Here is a 16,040-nt window from a genome sequence, read left to right as displayed (position 1 = left end):
TCACAGGCAACGCGCCGCATAATCAAACCAACCAGATGAGCCAAACTCTCACTTAGTTTAGGCCGCCTTTGGACCCAAAAACTCTGCCGACGCACAATGGGGAGGAGTTGTCGACGCCGGTATGCACACCAGGTGAGACTCCGGCATATCTCTCTTGGCTTCGAGGGCGGCTTCATGGCAGCGCTGGTACTGAAATGTCATGGCTGGAGGGGCAGACACTCGAACAGGTTTTGGCGGCGTCGGAAATGATCGGTGGCATTCTACAACATGGCCATAAAGTTGCCCTGACAAGGCTGCAGCCTGATCAAACGGAAGAGGCCACAGATATAGGCTTCTCAATCTACAGTGAAGGGCCTGAGGCGGTCGAAGAAGCGCTGGATACCATCCGTCAAACATCGCCAACCACGGCGGTACAGGCAGGGCCGCTGGCCATCTATGGCAAGCTCTTCGACTGGCTGGATCGCCGGTGCAACGCGATCGATCCTGGTCCGATCAGAGACATTCTTCGCGATCATATTGTGAAACACTCGGCGGTAGAGCCCGGTAGCAAGGTTCTTGGTGTGGAGATTACGGAGCGGCAATATCATTCGCTCTACAGTCTTTCAGAGACAGTTGGAATTGAACGTAAGCGGCTGGCGCGTCTTCTCAAGAAACTTGGTAAAGTGCCCGAACATGCAAGCGAAGTCGACGCAGGAAATATGGTGTTTCGAGCCGCTGCAACTACTGAATTGGTAGAAGCCTTCCAGACTGCTATTCCGATGCACGATGTTCCCGAGTATCTGGGGACAACGAAACACCAATTTGAAGCGCTCGATCGGGAGGGCATCGTTCGGCCTCTTATCCCGCGAACCGGCAGAGGTTCCGTGCGACATGTTGTATTCGGTCGTTTGCACCTGGACGAAATTCTGGGAACGATTGCCCGGTTGCCAAAATTAAGTGCAGTGGACGAAGGCAAGTTACATCCGATTTCTTATGTCGCTCAGCGTGGGGCAGGGCGTTTTGAAGTCCTCTTCGCTGAGATCCTCGATGGCAATATCTCGGCATTTGTTCATCCGGAAAAATCTGGGATTGCTGCGATTTATCTAGATGTCGGCTCCGCGGTAACTCTGAATAGATCTGTCTGACAGGCCCCTAAAAAGTCATCGATTATCAAGCCCGCCTCGGCGGGCTTTTTTGTTGCGATTTCCATGGTTTGGCGGGATCTTACCCCGATTTCCGCGGGATCTTTGCCCCGAGACGTATTTGACTTGAAATAACCCATTGTATTGCAAGGGTTTTTCAGAGCGCTTGGAGACAACTTTACCCCGATTCACACTGTTGTAGAACAGGGCAAAGTTTTCTCGGAAACGGGGCTAAGATCCCGCGGCAAAGATCGACAGTCAACATTTTGATTTGACTGCGACCTTTTGCGCAAAATGTGTGCGCTCGGAGACGGGCGCATTTTTTGTGTGAACAAGAGCTTTGTGGATCGCCACACTCATGGTCATTTGAAGTGCTGCGGTTCTAGTTGGGATGATCGGGGTGTAATTCTTGGGATACCCGGGCGTTCTCGGTCTGGGCAGGCAGATCAGATTTGGGCGGTTTGCAGCCATCCGCTGCGGTCAACTCCAATGGCGACTATTAGAAATTGGTGATACTGTCCTGTGGTGACTACGGACTAAGCTTTGGACTTTCCGGACTATGACGTTTCGCCTTTTGCGTCCCGCGCTTGCAATACTTTGGAAATACTTGCAAGCAGTTCAGCCCTCCTGATCGGTTTCATCAGCCTGATATCCCCTGGGTGCAGCTCATTACCGTGAATCGTGGTCTCAGCGGCGTAGCCGGTCAGAAAAATCGCAGGAAGATCCGGCCGAATGACACGTAGTTCTTCAACAAGGTTTGGACCAAGCAATCTGCCCGGCATAACTACATCAGCGATCAGCAAGTCGAAATTTGGATCGGCCTCAAACACTGCTTTGGCCGCGTCTCCAGAGCCGCAGGCAGTAACTTTATAACCAGCCTTGCGCAGGACTGAGACGAGAACTGCAAGAACTCCGCTTTCATCTTCAGCGATCAGAATGCGGGCACAACTGGGTGTCGTGGGTTGTCCTGCGATAGTGCTTTGGTCTTCAGTTTGTTGGTCTTGGGGCAATGCTCTGAAAAACAATTTGAAGGTCGTGCCAACACCTTCTTCGCTATACACTCGAACAGTGCCCCCTGATTGGCGAATGAACCCATAGATCATTGAAAGCCCAAGTCCCGATCCCTCACCTGGCGCCTTGGTAGTAAAGAATGGTTCAAAAATCTGTTTCAACAGTTTTTTGGGAATTCCGTGGCCCGTGTCACTGACGGCGATCGTGACGTATTCACCTTGATCAATATATTCGTGCTGATTTTGAACCATTCGGGCATCAACTACCAAATTTTTGGTTTCAATTGTCAGTTCTCCGCCCTGCTGCATCGCATCTCGGGCGTTGATGATAAGGTTGAGCAACACGCTTTCTGTTGAACTGAGATCTGCCTGAGTACTCCATAAGTCAACGTCTAATTGGGCGTTAACCTCGATATTCGTAGGTAAAGTTCGTCCGATCCAATTTTGGGCGTTTCGAACAACTTCATTCAGGTTCAGCTTTGTTGGTTCCAGTTTTGCCTGCCGGGCAAAGGCCAACATATTACGCGTCAGATCGGCGCCGCGGGCGGCAGCGGAAATACTGGCATCCAGCATTTTCCTCAATTCGACATCTGAGATATCATCACGAACAAGCTCTAAGTTTCCCAGTATTATAGCAAGCAAATTATTGAAATCATGGGCTACTCCGCCGGTCATTTGACCGATAGCTTCGCCGCGCTGCGATTTAATAAGAGCCTCCTCAGCGCGCCGTTTGTCTGTGGCGTCGATCATAATCCCTTCGATCTCGATCTCACCTGAAAGAGATGTGACCGGATTGCCGCGTTCCCACACCCACCGTTTGTCGCCATTGACGGTTGTTATGCTATATTCCACTTCGTAGGTGCTGCTAGCTGCAACGGCCGCCTCAACAACCTGCCTAACACGCTTTCGATCTGCCTTCTCAACCTGAAGAATCCAGTTGTCTTCTCCAAGCTCATCCCAGCCATTTGCGCTGCTAGAAGGATCAACAAAATGGCGATAAAAACCTTGGCTGCGATACACAGCTGACCATTTCTCATCAAGCTTTACTCTGAACAAAGCGCCTGGCAAATTATCGACCAAATTTGAAAGTTTGGATCGACTAATGCGCAGCTTTTCACCCAAATCGATCTGATCCGTTACGTCCATTAATACACCAAGTGTAGATGTGAGACGGCCGGTACTGTCATAACCCGGTTCAGCCCATTGTTTGAGGTGCCGAATACTGCCGTCATCACGGATGATACGCGTGGAAATGGTCCATCCTGAATCGGTGGCGCAGGCATTTTCAAGAGCTGCTACATATTCTGCCCGATCATCAGGGTGGTACCATTTTTGATCTTGCTCAAAAGAGTTTGTTCGCGCGACATATTCCTCGACCGTCACCCCAAAAATATCCGCCATTTCAGGAGAGCAATACGTACAGCAGTCTTTATCACGGTCCCAGACCCAGTGACCTAGACAGGCCAGATGGGACGCATTTCGGTACCTTTGATCCGTCGCTTGCAGCTCTGCCTCGCGGGCCATTTTATTGGTGACATCGCGAGTGACGCCAATGTAACCGGTAAACAAGCCATTTTGATCAAACTGAGGCTCGCCACTTGCTTCCCGATAGCTCTTTGTGCCGTCCAAGTTGGTGTCGACCAAAATTAGGTCCTTGATCACTTCATGGTTTTCCATCGACCGTTTAATCGGCCCCCATCCGCCACGAAGCGGTTGGCGTGTTGGAACGTCCCATGGTCTGCGTCCAATCAGAGTAGTCTCTTCCGGTGCAAGGATGGTTGTGCCACTCACTACTGATACGACGTTATGCGCATCGTCAGTTTCCCAGAGTCGATCATCTGCCATCCGCGCAAACAACCCCAATCGCAATTTGTGGTTCGTGGTTGCTCTATTTTCTGACTCATTGGTTGCCTGCACCATCGCCATAGAAATCAAACTGACCGCCGCCTCGGCAAACCGCTTCTCACTGTCCGTCCAAACATGAGGTGCAGGCGCGTGCTGAATAATAAGTACGCCTAAAAGATCGTCGTTATCGAACAGCGGACAGCATAAGACTGCATTGGCACCCGTTTGTTGAAATACCTCTGCATTGGCAGCAAGTGGTCCGACTGGTTCATCAATATTATTGATTGCGACTATTTTCTTAGATCTCAAGACTTTCAAAACCTCACCGTCGCTATCGAAATGGATAACAGAGCCGGGGTTACAATTGGTCCTATTGTCCGAATATCTCGCGCTGAGGTTCAACTGATTAAGGTTTGTGTCTAGCGACCAGATGCTCGTCGCCTGCGCCCCTGCAACTTCGGAGATGGTTTTGGCAAATTGAGTCATTCTCCCTGACAAAGATGGATTGGGCGAAACGTTTTGCACCAACAAGCAGTGCAAGGCGTCGCCTAGCCAAGTTGGGTCGGTTGCTTGCGTTTGCATCATGTTGAGTAGCATTGACTAAAAAAGGCGATTTTCACATTTCGAAAAACAGCTATGTTCTCTGTTTCAGTCGCCGGATGGCTTTCAATTGAGCTAGCCGTAGACCTTCATTTTTCAAGACGTTATGGAAGAGTTTCCAGTCTGCGAACTCAGCATTCAAAAACACAATCGGCCAAGTCAATTACACTTCGACGAAGTCTAACGGTCCTTGGTTGCTTTGGCCGCTGGCGGTTGGCCAGGCGATGAGCCTGCCCTGAAAACCGCGCGCTCAGGTCCAAACATTACCTTTTTTGATCGGTCTAACATACCAAACAAATCCCGCGGGTCATCCGGATCGGCCAACATGTCGAGCTGTGTGAAAAATGCTGTGCCTTGAATGGTAAGTTTTCATGACAATTTGTCCCTGGTCGGCATATGCATCGCCAACAACTCGTTCTCCTCACGGTTTTGGTGCTTTGTCAACCTTGCGGGCTAGCTTACGGAATGCTTATTATGACAGGTGTTCTCGAACCGGACATCTGACAAGGCTCCGGAGAATACGCCTCATTACAACATCCATTTACTTGATTGGATTTTTGCAAGGGTTGTGTCTATTCGCGATAGACGTCGGTCATTCTCTTGGGCGGGGCCTAAATCCTCATTCGACATTACGTCAGTGTCGCGATGCGCTGTAATCCATTTGTTCAGCGTCGCCATTCCTTCGCCAAGATCATCCGCCACTTGCTTGTGTGTAAGTTCACTGGTCAGTGCGATACGCGCCGTATCTTTGCGAAAGCCGCCCTTTCGTTTTAGTCACATGGTTGGTCTCCATTGTTGCAATAAGTGCTATCAGAGGAGCGGTATCAAACCGCGACAGGTCCAGGATCCGCTACTTGCGCTAAATGTCCTTTTCCGGCGCTCTACGTAAAACATTTGCGCGGCCAAAATGATCTATAAGGAAATCCATAAACACACGTACTTTGGCTGAGACGACATTGCCCTGAAATCGGGTAACTTCGGTGACGTCGACTTCTTTGAGCAAGCGCTTAACATTCTGAAAGGCACTGCATGACCGAAGTGACCAAACAGCGCGATACGCTGGCCAAATGGGCCAAGTCCATGTTTGACCGTTGCCTTACCGGAGGTGCTTCGGGCAACATCTCACTCCGACTGTCAGACGGGACTCTACTGGTCACACCTACCGGCAGCTCGATGAGTTTTCTGGATCCTGGTCGGATTTCACACTTGGATGAAACCGGGCACCTCTTGTCTGGGGAAGCGCCAACCAAAGAGATGCCGCTGCACAGCGCATTTTACGAAACATGTACAGGCACCGGGGCTGTGGTGCATCTGCATTCATCCCATACTGTGGCCTTATCTGTTTTGCCGGACATAAATCCAGACAATGTGTTGCCACCGCTAACCGCCTACAGCATCATGCGTTTGGGTAAGGTGAAATTGCTGCCGTTCTTTTTGCCGGGTGATCAGGAGATGGGCGATGCGGTGCGCGGGCTGGCAGGTGAAAGATCGGCGGTCCTGCTTGCGCACCACGGGCCGGTTGTTGCGGGAAAGGATCTTGAAGCGGCGGTTTACGCCATGGAAGAATTGGAAGAAACCGCCAAATTGACCTTGTTAACCCAAGGCTTGTCGCCTCGGGTGTTGGATGACACTCAGATTGCCGCTGTGGTGCAGAAATTTGACGTACAGTGGGACTAAAGTGCTGAGCTGTGACGGCTCCAGCTTTTCGGTGTTGCGTCCGTGAATTAGCAAATGGTGGCTTTGTTCCGCCAAAGCCACCATGGTCACAAATTTAGGCGCCGGTTTCAGGAAAGAGGGGAAACGATCCGATTGAATCCAGGGTCACGGCCTGGCCACTGCGAGCCGACGCTTGTGCAGCCATGCCCATTGCCACAGCTTTCCAGCCATCGCTAAGGGTTACATCCGGTGTCGGTTTTGCCTTACGGACAAGCGCTAGAAAGCCTTGGTGTTGATAGTAGGTCGATCCGTTGTGATCGCCGGCCTCTAAGAGTGTTGCATCAACTGGGATGTCGCGTCGTTCCGGCCCCTTGGGTGATCTTGGGCTGATGATCAATTGTGGGGTAGGGGCCGCCCCAAGGTGTTCTGGCCAAAAGCGACCGGGGCCGGGGACCAATGCTTCGATTTTACCACTGGGCCCTACCGCTGAGACTTCTTCTTGATAACGCGCACCTTCTGCAAACATACAGAGCTCCAGCATTGCCCGCGATCCGTTGGCGAAATCAACGATGACATAGCCATTGTCTAGAATGTCCGGTGTTTCGCCATCATAAGTTTCGTCCAGATGGTTCACCGACTGCCCGGCTGAGGCCATGATCCGTGTAGGTTCGGACTTCAAAACCAGGCGCATCAGGTCAAAGAAGTGGCAGCATTTTTCGACAAAGGTACCACCGGTTTTTGCATTGAAACGGTTCCAATCGCCGACTTTTTCCAAGAAAGGAAAGCGGTGTTCGCGGATGGTTAGCATCTTGACGCCGCCAGTGGCGGCATCAGCCTCTTTCAGCAGCGCCGCAATTGGCGGCATATAGCGGTACTCCATCGCCACCCAGACCGGGGCTGGATAATCCTTGCGGAAATCCTCTAAACGGGCCGCGTCCTGGGGATCGGTGAACAGTGGTTTTTCAACAAGGATCGGCAAGGGGCGGGATGCTTTGATGGCTTCCAGTTGGTCCACATGGCAGTAGTTGGGGCTGACGATGACCAAACAGTCAAGTTCTGGCACGGCCAAGAGCTCGGAAACGGACGAGACCAGCTTTGCGTCAGGGGCCAGTGCCTGTGCCTTGGCGGCCATTTCTGCATCGGGTTCATAAATTGCGACGACCTGGGTTTGCGGCAACAGGGCAATGTTGCGCAAATGCTCTTGCCCCATCATGCCACATCCGATGATGCCATAGTTGATTGTGTCGGACATGCCCAACTCCTTACTTCAGGCGCTGCACATAGAGCGCTTTGTCTGTGTCAAACCAAGTGCGGGAAAATTCGACAGGGTCGGGTTTGTCGGCCCAACTCATTCGTTCAATATATCCAGTGACGGTGCCGGGCTGCAGAGGGAACGCCTCGGGTGACCAATCGGGCATAGAACCGATGCTGACACGATCCTCGGCGCGGGAGATCCAGAAGCCCAGTTGCTTTTGATAATAGTGATACAGCGAATCTGATAGCGCCTCGGGGCGGACTTTGCCGGCGTCCGCATCAAGCCAGATCTCTTCGACTGCAATGATTGTGTTATTGAGATAGCGCAAACGACGGATGCGCGCACCGCTGGTCGATGTGCCGAATTTGGGCAGGTCTGCGGGTTTTTCGAGCGTTGTAAGATCCAGAATGTCGGCCCTTGGCAGCCCGCCACCTGCCAGCAGTTCCAGCCGGAACATGGCGTAGACGCTGGCCTCAACATTGCCGTGGCGGATGTAGTTTCCTGACCCCTGAACCCGCTCTAGCAGTCCTTTATTTGTTAGCTCCTTGAGCGATTTACGCAGGGTTCCAACTGATATTCCCAGCTCTTCGGCCATGTCCCGTTCGGGTGGCAGGCGTTCGCCGTCCAATAGCCGACCAGAGGCTATATCGCGGATGAGTAACTCGCTGATCTGTACATACTTTGGCAGCGCAGTGGCGGCTTGATTTGTAGGGGGCATGTGGTGCGTCAGCCTGTCACGGGAAAAATTGATACACTATTGATCTACATCATTGTGAGTGCTACGCAAGATGAAAGTGGAAGTGAGTTCAGGAGAATTTGGATGACCGTCGTTCCAGTGACATCAGCTGACTTGGATGCTGCAGAAGTTTCGTGGTTTGCTGCGCTGTGTTCCGATGATTACCAATTCCTGGGCGTTCCTGAGGGCGATTTGCGATCCTCGTGGGAGCACTGTTCGGACATCGTAAAAACAGCCGAGGCGCAGGGCTTTCGCAACATCCTTTGCCCGTCTTCCTATCAGGTGGGGCAGGATACGTTGTCCTTTGTGGCGGGCTGTGCGCCGGTCACGGATAGGATCAACATGTTGGCCGCCGTGCGCTGTGGCGAGGTTCAGCCGATCATGCTGGCCCGTACCCTTGCAACACTAGATCACATGCTGAAGGGGCGGCTGACGGTCAATATTATCAGCTCTGACTTTCCTGGTGAAAAGGCTGACAGCGCCTTTCGGTATCAGCGATCACGTGAAGTCGTTGAAGTGCTGAAACAAGCCTGGACAAGGGATGAGATCAACCATCAGGGCGAAATTTACAATTTCAAAGGCCTGACAACCGATCCGGTTCGCCCGTACCAAACCGGTGGCCCGCTGCTGTATTTCGGGGGCTATTCGCCGTCAGCGCTGGAGCTGTGTGGTGAACATTGTGACGTTTACCTGATGTGGCCTGAAAAGATGGAAGAGCTGGCCGGACGTATGAAAGCTGTCCATGCGGTGGCCGAAAAATACGAGCGTACGCTGGATTATGGACTACGGGTTCACATGATCGTTCGTGACACCGAAAAAGAAGCACAGGAATACGCCGACTACATCGTGTCAAAACTGGATGATGAGTATGGCCGTGCAATCCGTGAACGCGCTTTGGATGCGACGTCTTTGGGGGTTAGTCACCAGTCCAAGAACCGCGATGTCGCGGATCAGTACGGGTATATTGAACCAAATCTGTGGACTGGTGTTGGCCGGGCGCGGTCAGGGTGTGGCGCCGCTCTGGTTGGATCAACCGATCAGGTTATGTCGAAGATCGAAGAGTATAAGAAAATGGGGATGCGGGCCTTTATCTTCTCGGGCTACCCACACATCGAGGAAGCCAAACATTTTGGTGCCCGCATCCTGCCCAACCTGAAAACCTGTTCGCTGCCACATGAATACGGTCGCGTCCCAAAAGAAACGCCTGCGACCCCGCTGGGCAATGGAGTGCGTCGCTGATGGAACGTGTCAATCTAACTTCTGATCTGTCGATGAGCCGTCTGGTCTATGGCATGTGGCGCGTTGGCGATGATGCCGATACCTCGCCCGCGCATGTCGAGGCGAAGATTCAGTCTTGTCTGGATCAGGGTATTACCAGCTTTGATCAGGCAGATATCTACGGTGAATATGCTGCCGAGGTTGTTTTGGGCGGAGCTCTACGGAGCCACCCCGGTCTGCGAAATCAGATGGAAATTGTCACCAAATGCGACATCGTTGCGCCCTGTGGCCGATATTCCGACGCACCGGTCAAGCACTATGATACATCGCGGGCGCACATCGAAAAATCCGTTGAATTATCTCTGCGTGACATGGCGATTGATCATGTGGATGTTCTTTTGATCCACCGGCCAGACCCTTTTATGGATCACCACGAAACCGGCGCCGCGCTGGATGATCTGGTCACCAGCGGCAAGGTACGCGCAGTGGGTGTGTCCAACTTCCGACCGTGGGATTTTGAACTGCTGCAATCTGCAATGAAGTCACCGCTGGTTACCAATCAGATCGAAGTCAGCCTGGGTGAGATTTCCCCATTCACAAATGGTGATCTCGCGTTCCATCAACGCCTTGGTCATCACCTGATGGCCTGGTCGCCGCTGGGTGGCGGTTCCTTGATGGGTGCCGAGGGTGCGATTGGGGCACTGATGGATGAGATCGCCGGTGATAACAGTGTGGATCGCAGCGCGGTCGCGGTTGCCTGGTTGCTGGCGCATCCGGCGAAACTGCTACCGGTGCTTGGCACCAACAATCTGGAGCGCATCGGCCGTATCTCGGATGCGCTGAAGGTCAAAATGGATCGTATCACCTGGTTCCGTCTGTACGAGGCGGCCTTGGGACAGGAGGTCGCCTGATGCCGGATGGGGCGTTGGATATGCCGGTGAATTTTGCACCTGAGGCAGGCAATGCGCGCCAGCTGCGGGACGCCTTTGGTCGCTTTGCCACCGGCGTGACGGTGGTGACAGCACTGGGAGAAGACGGCCCCGTTGGGATTGTCGTCAACAGTTTCTCATCTGTGTCTCTGGATCCGGCACTGGTGCTGTGGTCACCCTCCAAGACGTCACGCCGATTCCGTTATTTTGAGGCCGCAGACCATTACGCCATTCACGTTCTAAGCGCTGACCAGGCCGAGTTGTGCCAGGGATTTAGCAAAGATGCGCATGCCTTTGATGGAAGTCGCTACCAACTGAACGCAAATGGCGTCCCTCTGATCGAAGACTGTCTTGCCCGTTTTGAATGCACCAGAACGGCTACCTATGACGGTGGTGACCACTTGATCGTTGTTGGCCGCGTTGATCAGGCCGAGATGCGTGATGGGGACGCGCTGACCTTTTACGCTGGAAAATTTGGATTGGCTTCGCAGCCGTAAATGATCGGGGCAGGGGAGCCTCGTGCAACAAAGGGAGATGTCGATGGGAGGACTATTGGCGGTGTTGTCGCCGATCAGTTTGGTGAACGCTCAGCTCCTAAAGCTTGGGCGTGCGATTGGCATTGTCGCTGTAGCCTTGATGGTGGTGTCCATTCTGGTGCAGGTCTTCTTTCGATACATTCTGAACAACGCGCTACCCTGGCCGGACGAAGCCGCCCGGTTTTGCATGCTGTGGATGACCGGACTGATGGCCCCTACAGCGTTTCGGCAGGGCGGATTTGTTGCAATTGATATGTTGGTTATCGCGTTGCCACGGGTCGTGGGGCAATTGCTGACGTTGTTTTTGCTGTTCCTGTCTCTGATGGTTCTTGTCGTCGCAGTGAACATCGGTTGGAACGAGGTCACCGGGTTTGGCGGCCGCTTTGCAACCGCCTCTCTTTACGTCCCAACCTCATTTGGCTTTGACGAATGGCTGCGGGTTCCGCGTTCGTGGATGATGGCTTCGCTGCTGGTTGGAGTGATCCTGCTGGTGATGGTCAATGTTGAACTGATCTTGCGCGCGATTGTTGGTCTTTTGGGCGGTGGCGATCGCTTGTCAGACATAAGCGACCCATCCGTTACTGCAGGAGCCGACTGATGCTGATTTGGTTCTTACCGGTATTCCTGATCTTCCTGATGATTGGCCTGCCAGTGTTCTTTGGCCTGTTGGCCGCGCCCGGCCTGCTGTTGTATCTCAACGGTCAGGAGCGTGACATCACGCTGCTGTATCGCAATGTCTACAACGGCATGGATAGTTTCCCGCTGATGGCGATCCCGTTTTTCATGCTTGCCGGCGAGCTGATGAACAAAGGCGGCATTACCATGCGCCTAGTCGAGTTTGCACAGGCGTTGATGGGGCATCTGCGGGGGGGACTCGCTCATGTGAATATCTTGTCGTCGATGTTGTTCGCGGGGCTGTCCGGCTCTGCGGTGGCGGATACATCGGCCTTGGGCAGCATGTTGATCCCCGCCATGGAGAAGCAGGGTTATAGCCGCAAGTTCTCGGCTGCAATCACCGCTGCCAGTTCGGTCATTGGCCCAATCATTCCACCTTCAGGGATCATGATCATCTACGCCTATGTCATGGGGGAAAGTGTCGCCGCACTGTTTCTGGCGGGTATCGTTCCCGGTATACTGGTGGGCGTCGGCTTGATGCTGGTGGTCAAGGTCATGGCTGACAAATATGACTTCCCGGTCGCCAGTGCCAAATCTACATGGTCGGAACGCGGGCAGGCATCACTCAAGGCGTTCTTTCCGCTGATGACCCCTGTGATTATTCTAGGCGGTATTCTGGCAGGTGTCTTTACCCCGACCGAGGCCGCCGCCGTTGCCGTTGCCTATGCCTTGTTCATTGGCTTCTTTGTGATGCGCACGCTGACGATCAGCGAGATCCCTGCAATTCTAAGCAAAGCCGGGCTGATCTCGTCCGTAGTGCTGCTGCTGGTTGGTGCTGCGATGGCATTCAAAACCGTGGTCAGTCTAAGCCACGCACCCGAGCAGCTGGCCTCGTTTATCCTTTCCCTCTCAGAAAACCCTCTGATCCTGTTGTTCCTGATCAACCTGTTGCTGTTTGTGGTTGGAATGTTTTTGGATGCGGGCCCCGCGATCATCATTCTGGGGCCGATCCTGGGGCCAATCTTTGTCGATCTGGGTGTTGATCCGATCCACTTTGCCATCATCATGAGCGTCAACCTAACGGTCGGTCTGGCAACGCCGCCGATGGGCTTGGTGCTGTTTGTTGCCTCGGCAGTGTCCGGAGAACGGGTCGAGGCCATTGCCAAAGCCATTCTGCCGTTTCTGCTGGTTGAAATTCTGGTGATCTTTTTGATCACCTACGTCCCCGCCATTTCCATGACAATCCCGCGCCTTACCGGGTTTGCGAACTAGCTAAGTATAAAAGGGAGGAACCACCTATGCTTAAGACGACCCTCAAAACGCTGTCCATAGCGGCCCTGTTGGCCGGCTCTGCGATCAGTGCGATGGCAGCCGACTACACCATTCGGGCGACTGCAAATTCTAACGAAAATGACGAAGACTATGATGGTCTGGTTGTTTTCAAAAACTATGTCGAGGCGGCTTCGAATGGCGCTATCGAGGTGGAGTTGTTCATCGGTACACAGTTGTGCTCGAACGGAGCGGAATGCTTGCAGGGTGTGGCGGACGGCTCGATTGATGTTTATATCTCCACTTCCGGCGGCGCGTCGGGCATCTTCCCCTATGTGCAAGTTCTGGATCTGCCGTATCTGATGGCGGATGACCGTATTGCTGAGCATGTTCTGTCGGGCGATTTTACTCGTAAAATGCGTGAAATGGCGCTGGCAGATTCCGGCGATGCGATCCGCCTGATGACCATCGGCAATACTGGTGGTTGGCGCAATTTTGCCAATACCAAACGCCGCGTGACCGAGCCTGCTGATATGGAAGGTCTGAAAATCCGCACCGTGGTTGCCGACCTGCCGCAAGAACTGGTCAAATCGCTGGGCGCATCGCCAACTCCGATCCCATGGCCCGAACTGTTCACCTCGTTTCAGACCGGTGTTGTCGAAGGATCCAAAAACGGTATCACCGATATCATGGGTATGAAGTTCCCGGATGCTGGTCTGCAGTATGTGACACTCGACGGTCACGCCTACATGGGCGCGCTGTGGTGGATGTCGAACCAGAAGTTCCAGGCGATGCCGGAAGATATGCGCCGGGTAATCGTCGATGGGTTCAGCGCGTTGCAGCAGGCAACATTTGCCTCGCCAAAGCGCAAGTCGATCCAGGCCTATGCTGATTTTGTTGCCGGCGGTGGTGATCTGTATGTGCCAACACCCGAGCAGAAAGCAGCCTTCAAGGACTCTGCCGCTCCAGTTTATGACTGGTTCAAAGGCAATGTGGCAAATGGCGAAGCAATCTTCACAGCGCTGACCGATGCGGTGGCCGAGGCCGAAGCTGACGTTAATGCAGCCCGCGCTGCTGATCTAAAGTGATCCTATATCCGGGAGCGGTTCGTCCTCTCCCGGGTCATGAACCCATTGCGCCGCAGGCAGGATCAGTTTGCTTGCGGCGCATCCCGTTTAGCGAAACGGGTACATCCAAACTTTATAATCACCGACCAGGATATGCGCCTTATCAATTTCTTCTTGGGTCATTTTCTTGACCACTTCTTCCAGCGAAATAGCGGCATCCGGGTCGCCGCCAATGGCGCTGAGCGTGTACCACATATAGGCCCGGACCAGATCCGGCGCAGGCATGCCGCGGCCAACTTCGTAGTACCAACCGACACCAGACTGCGCGCCGGGATGCCCTTTCATCGAACTACGCAGATACCATTCAAACGCACGCTGGTCGTCGCGCTCGACGCCCAGCCCCATCGCATACATCACACCAATCAGCTCTTCGGCGTCGGCATTGCCCGACCGTGCGGCGGGCCATAACTCGGAATATGCTTCTTGAAACTGTCCTGCCTCCATCAAGTCACGCGCCTGTTCGATCTCGGCAAAAGCTGGTGTCACGCTCAGGCACAAAGCCAGGAATATGTTGCGCATTCTTACGGTCTCCGGATTGTTTTGACTGGGCTGATCCTAAGCGCCGGATTGGTTCAGGGAGGCGAATACCCCGCCCCACTTAAGGCTGAGGACTTTCTGAGATTTGACCAGGATCAAGCGGCCCTGGGTCAGCTACTATTCTATGATAAAATATTGTCCGGGAACAGAAATATCGCCTGTTCAACCTGTCATCACCCTGATTTAGGCACCGGCGATGGACTGTCGTTAGGTATTGGTGAAGGCGGTATTGGGCTTGGCCTGGATCGCACAGCAGGTAAGGGTGAAAATCGCATTCGAAAACGCATTCCGCGCAATGCTCCGGCGCTGTGGAATCTTGGCGCGCGTGAGATTCATACGTTGTTTCATGACGGACGGCTGAGCCGCGCGGATACTTATGAAAACGAGTTCAATTCACCAGCCGAAGAGTGGTTGCCCACGGGGTTCAATTCAATCTTGGCCGCACAAGCGGTATTCCCGCTGGTAGCGCAGTTTGAAATGGCCGGGAACCCTAAGGAGAACGAAATTTCCGGAGCCGTGCATGACCGTATCGATGCGGCCTGGCCAATTCTGGCTAAACGGGTGAGGGTCATTCCTGAATATGGCGAACGGTTTGTTGCAGCGTTTGACCACATCACCGAAGCAGAGCAGGTTACAATCGTAGATATCGCCAATGCTTTGGCAGCCTTTATGGCCGTCGAGTGGCAAAGTAACGATAGCCCGTTTGACCAGTTTTTGTCAGGTGACGCGTCGGCACTGACCGCGGCGCAGACCGCTGGTGCTGAGCTGTTTTACGGTAAGGGTAATTGTGCCTCATGCCACTCGGGTCCACTGTTGAGTGATCAAAAATTCTATGCGTTGGGTCTGCCACCGTTTGGTCCGGGGCGGACGCGGCGGTTCGATCCCGTGGCGCGTGACGTCGGACGAATGGCGGAAAGTGATGCTTTGGAAGATGCTTATAGGTTTCGCACCCCAATGCTGCGCAACGTGGCGTTGACGGCGCCATATGGTCACAATGGCGCCTACCCAGATCTCGACGGAATTATTCGACATCATCTGGATCCCAGCCGATCATGGGCAAATTGGCGCCCTGCAATGGCCGCGTTGCCATCGGCACCTTGGTTCAGGGAGATTGATTTTGTTATCTGGCAAGATCAACGCGAACTGCAACGGCAGCAGCAAGCTCTGGATATTGGGAAAGTTGATCTGAGTGACAAAGAGGTCCGTGTGCTTGTGGAATTTCTCGGCAGCTTGACCGGGAAAAGTACTCTTACTCCTCCATTCGGTGAACCGGATTGGGTGCCGAGTGGTCTGCCCATTGATTAGGTCCGCCGAAGTCTACTTCGAACGAGACAAAGCCATTCTACATTAGCGAGAGAGAGGATCAAACGAAAGACGCTCGAAGCGCGCAGCTTGCATCATAGGCAACGCGCCGCATAATCAAAACAACCAGATGAGCCAAACTCTCTCTTAGTTTAGGCCGCCTTTGGACCCAAAAACTCTGCCGACGCACAGTGTAAGGTGCGGTTACCCGTGGGACATCTCGTTTGTTGACTATAGCTTTTCCCTGAGGACTTCGTAAGGCGTCTTTCCGTCGTGTGCGCCGT

Annotated in this window: 13 protein-coding genes and 1 pseudogene; 9 read left to right on the top strand and 5 right to left on the bottom strand. The window is 53.3% G+C overall.

Features of this window, described 5'->3' with window-relative positions:
• The first annotated feature begins 194 nt into the window (after positions 1 to 194).
• Positions 195 to 1,124 (top strand): hypothetical protein, encoded by a 930-nt coding sequence (locus DL239_RS20755; protein ID WP_240932102.1) that lies wholly within the window; start codon positions 195 to 197, stop codon positions 1,122 to 1,124.
• A 554-nt stretch (positions 1,125 to 1,678) separates the two neighbouring features.
• Here DL239_RS20755 and DL239_RS20750 read toward each other — a convergent pair.
• Positions 1,679 to 4,561 (bottom strand): PAS domain-containing protein, encoded by a 2,883-nt coding sequence (locus DL239_RS20750; protein ID WP_206188577.1) that lies wholly within the window; start codon positions 4,559 to 4,561, stop codon positions 1,679 to 1,681.
• A gap of 603 nt (positions 4,562 to 5,164) precedes the next feature.
• Positions 5,165 to 5,311 (bottom strand): annotated as a pseudogene (locus DL239_RS20745) (IS3 family transposase); the annotation flags it as partial.
• A 294-nt stretch (positions 5,312 to 5,605) separates the two neighbouring features.
• Between DL239_RS20745 and otnC the strand changes: the two are divergent.
• Positions 5,606 to 6,253 carry a 3-oxo-tetronate 4-phosphate decarboxylase gene (gene otnC / locus DL239_RS20740; RefSeq protein ID WP_167686009.1) on the top strand — a complete coding sequence of 216 codons (648 nt, stop codon included), beginning with the start codon at positions 5,606 to 5,608 and terminating at the stop codon, positions 6,251 to 6,253.
• 94 nt (positions 6,254 to 6,347) lie between these two features.
• Here otnC and DL239_RS20735 read toward each other — a convergent pair whose 3' ends face one another.
• Together DL239_RS20735 and DL239_RS20730 are read right to left on the bottom strand one after the other, a co-directional pair.
• The gene (locus tag DL239_RS20735; protein ID WP_167686008.1) at positions 6,348 to 7,484 is read right to left on the bottom strand and encodes a Gfo/Idh/MocA family protein; all 1,137 of its coding nucleotides are present in this window, start codon (positions 7,482 to 7,484) and stop codon (positions 6,348 to 6,350) included.
• A gap of 10 nt (positions 7,485 to 7,494) precedes the next feature.
• Entirely contained in the window at positions 7,495 to 8,205 is a 711-nt protein-coding gene (locus DL239_RS20730; RefSeq protein ID WP_167686007.1) for a GntR family transcriptional regulator, read from the bottom strand.
• A gap of 102 nt (positions 8,206 to 8,307) precedes the next feature.
• Between DL239_RS20730 and DL239_RS20725 the strand changes: the two genes are divergently transcribed.
• From DL239_RS20725 to DL239_RS20700, 6 genes are read left to right on the top strand one after another with little or no spacing between them, the layout of a single operon-like run.
• Complete coding sequence (locus DL239_RS20725; protein ID WP_167686006.1) at positions 8,308 to 9,462, top strand: LLM class flavin-dependent oxidoreductase; 1,155 nt, start codon at positions 8,308 to 8,310, stop codon at positions 9,460 to 9,462.
• Positions 9,462 to 10,352: an aldo/keto reductase gene (locus DL239_RS20720; protein ID WP_167686005.1), complete on the top strand. Its 891-nt coding sequence runs from the start codon at positions 9,462 to 9,464 to the stop codon at positions 10,350 to 10,352. The genes DL239_RS20725 and DL239_RS20720 overlap by 1 nt, the downstream gene beginning before the upstream one ends.
• Positions 10,352 to 10,867: a flavin reductase family protein gene (locus tag DL239_RS20715; protein ID WP_167686004.1), complete on the top strand. Its 516-nt coding sequence runs from the start codon at positions 10,352 to 10,354 to the stop codon at positions 10,865 to 10,867. The genes DL239_RS20720 and DL239_RS20715 overlap by 1 nt, the downstream gene beginning before the upstream one ends.
• Before the next feature lie 43 nt (positions 10,868 to 10,910).
• The gene (locus tag DL239_RS20710) at positions 10,911 to 11,504 is read left to right on the top strand and encodes a TRAP transporter small permease (protein WP_167686003.1); all 594 of its coding nucleotides are present in this window, start codon (positions 10,911 to 10,913) and stop codon (positions 11,502 to 11,504) included.
• A complete protein-coding gene (locus DL239_RS20705) occupies positions 11,504 to 12,793 on the top strand; it encodes a TRAP transporter large permease (protein WP_167686002.1) in 1,290 nt (429 codons plus the stop codon). The genes DL239_RS20710 and DL239_RS20705 overlap by 1 nt, the downstream gene beginning before the upstream one ends.
• 26 nt (positions 12,794 to 12,819) lie before the next feature.
• Positions 12,820 to 13,878 (top strand): TRAP transporter substrate-binding protein, encoded by a 1,059-nt coding sequence (locus DL239_RS20700; RefSeq protein WP_167686001.1) that lies wholly within the window; start codon positions 12,820 to 12,822, stop codon positions 13,876 to 13,878.
• Positions 13,879 to 13,965: 87 nt separating this feature from the next.
• Here DL239_RS20700 and DL239_RS20695 read toward each other — a convergent pair whose 3' ends face one another.
• Positions 13,966 to 14,436, bottom strand: coding sequence for a tetratricopeptide repeat protein (locus DL239_RS20695; RefSeq protein WP_167686000.1), 471 nt, complete (start codon positions 14,434 to 14,436; stop codon positions 13,966 to 13,968).
• Between the two features lie 33 nt (positions 14,437 to 14,469).
• Here DL239_RS20695 and DL239_RS20690 point away from each other — a divergent pair, with 33 nt between their 5' ends.
• On the top strand, positions 14,470 to 15,759 hold the full coding sequence (locus DL239_RS20690; RefSeq protein WP_439650881.1) for a cytochrome-c peroxidase: 1,290 nt from the start codon (positions 14,470 to 14,472) through the stop codon (positions 15,757 to 15,759).
• The last annotated feature ends 281 nt before the right edge of the window (positions 15,760 to 16,040 follow it).

This window comes from Parasedimentitalea denitrificans (assembly GCF_011813015.1).
Lineage (GTDB): Bacteria > Pseudomonadota > Alphaproteobacteria > Rhodobacterales > Rhodobacteraceae > Parasedimentitalea > Parasedimentitalea denitrificans.
The sequence above is the reverse complement of the archived record's forward strand: the minus strand, read 5'-3'. Positions and strand labels throughout refer to the sequence as shown.